Here is a 2,257-nt window from a genome sequence, read left to right as displayed (position 1 = left end):
GAAACAGGGATACAGGTGAAATATAATATTGGTGGTTCAGGAACACTTCAAAAGCAAATTTTAAATGGAGCTAATGTAAATATGTTTTTTTCAGCAAATAAAGAGTATTCAGAAGATTTAGTGAAAAAAGGATATGTATATGAAAATAAAATAGAGACTATATTAACTAATTCTTTAGTTATAGTTGGAAATGAGCCGTTAAAGACACTAGATGATTTAAAAAGTGCTACAGGGAAAATTGCAATTGGAGAGATAAACACAGTTCCAGCTGGGATGTATGCAAAAGAAAGCTTAGATTATTATAATTTATATAGCAGTGTGAAAGATAAATTAGTGTATGGGAAAAGTGTAAAAAGTGCATTAGAGTATGTAGAAAGTGGAAATGCTGAATATGGCTTTGTATATAAAACTGATGCTTTAAATTTAAAGCATGCAAAAATAGTTTATGAAATAAATAATGACTCTCATGAAAAAATAGAATATACTTTATCAATTATGAAAGAAAATAATAATTTAGAAGATTCAAAGAAATTTTTAGATTACTTAAAAAGTGCTAAAGCGAAAGAAGTCTTTAAAAGCTATGGATTTAGTGTAAGCTAATGATAAAAAGTGCTTTTTTTATTTCATTTCAAGTAGTTATAGTGGCGCTTATAATAACACTTGTACTTGGAATTGTATTTAATTACTTTTTGATTCATAAAAAGATAAGGGGAAAAAGTTTTTTAGAAACTATAATATTACTTCCAATGTTTATGCCACCATCAGCAGTAGGTTTTTTAGTACTTATAGCTTTTGGTAAAAGAGGTGTACTTGGAAAGTTTCTTTATGAAAGCTTTGATATTTCGATAATTTTTACAATAGTGGGAGCAATAATAGTTGGAATTATTGTAGCTATGCCCATAATGTATGGAAGCATAAAAACAAGTCTTTTAGGAGTAAGTGAAGACTTAAAGCTTGCAGCAATGGAAATGGGTGCAAAGGATAGAGTTGTATATAGAAAAATAAGTTTGCCTTTATCAAAAAAAGGGATACTTACAGGAACTATTTTATCTATAGCTAGAATATTTGGAGAGTTTGGAGCAACTATATTAGTTGCAGGAAATATACCAGGTGAAACGCAAACAGTGCCAATGGCATTATATTATGCAATTGAAAATAATAATACCGATGTTGCAAGAACTATATTAATCATAATAGTTTGTATATCAATCGTTTTAACCCTTGGATATAATTTTATACTTAAGAAATTAAAGTAAGGAGAAGGAAAAATGAAAAAAATAAACGTAAAAGATGCAGTGGGAAACGTTCTTTGTCATGATATAACTAAAATAGTACCAGGAGAATTTAAGGGAAGAGCTTTTAAAAAAGGACATATAATAAGAGAAGAAGATGTTGAAGAACTTTTAAAAATAGGAAAAGAACATATATATGTTTGGGAAGCTAAAGAAGGAATGCTACATGAAAATGATGCAGCAGAAAGAATAAAAGATTTAGTTTGTGGCGATGGTATAGAGTTTGGTGAAATAAAAGAAGGAAAAATAAACTTTATAGCAAAAAGAGATGGGCTTTTAAAAATAGATAAAGAAAAACTTTTAGATATAAATGATTTAGGAGAAATAATTATTGCAACTATCCATAATAATACTCCAGTAAAAAAGGGAGAATTATTAGGTGGAACAAGGGTTATACCTCTTGTAATTGATGAAAAGAAAATTATAGAGGCAGAAAGTCTTATAAATGAAAAAATAATAAGTGTAGAAGAAATAAAAGGCAAGAAAACATATATGATAACAACAGGAAGTGAAGTTTATCATGGAAGAATAAAAGATGCTTTTGGTCCTGCTGTAAAAAGAAAGATAGAATACTATGGTTGTGAACTTGTAAATCAAGCTATTGTAGATGATAAAAAAGAAGAGATTATAAAAGAGATTCATAAAGCTTTAGAAAATGGTGCAGAATTTATAGTATGTACAGGAGGAATGTCAGTAGATCCAGATGATGTTACACCAACAGCTATAAAAGAAAGTGGAGCAGACCTTATAACTTATGGAGCACCAGTACTTCCAGGAGCAATGTTTCTTTTAGCATATCATGGAGATACGCCAATAGTTGGACTTCCAGGATGTGTAATGTATTCAAAAAGAACAATATTTGATTTAGTTCTTCCTAGAATATTAGCAGATGAAAAATTAAAAAGAAGAGATATAAGTGCACTTGGACATGGTGGTCAATGTTTAATTGATTGTAAAGTATGTAC

The 2,257-nt window shown here is 29.1% G+C and carries 3 protein-coding genes; all 3 read left to right on the top strand.

The window, feature by feature from the left end:
- Positions 1 to 600 (top strand): molybdate ABC transporter substrate-binding protein (modA, locus tag ACRDDY_RS17380; protein WP_438566188.1); only part of this gene is annotated, 600 nt, incomplete at its 5' end.
- Positions 600 to 1,256 carry a molybdate ABC transporter permease subunit gene (modB, locus tag ACRDDY_RS17375; RefSeq protein ID WP_438566187.1) on the top strand — a complete coding sequence of 219 codons (657 nt, stop codon included), beginning with the start codon at positions 600 to 602 and terminating at the stop codon, positions 1,254 to 1,256. The genes modA and modB, both read left to right, overlap by 1 nt.
- A gap of 12 nt (positions 1,257 to 1,268) precedes the next feature.
- On the top strand, positions 1,269 to 2,257 hold a 989-nt coding region (locus ACRDDY_RS17370; protein ID WP_438566186.1), incomplete at its 3' end, for a molybdopterin-binding protein.

Source organism: Clostridium sp., from assembly GCF_051656525.1.
In the GTDB taxonomy this organism is placed as follows: Bacteria; Bacillota; Clostridia; order Clostridiales; family Clostridiaceae; genus Clostridium.
This window is presented reverse-complemented; position numbering and strand designations above follow the sequence as displayed.

Bases quoted from the DNA above. Each gene is read 5' to 3' on its own strand.
- modB (WP_438566187.1), top strand. From the start codon at position 600: ATGATAAAAAGTGCTTTTTTTATTTCATTTCAAGTAGTTATAGTGGCG.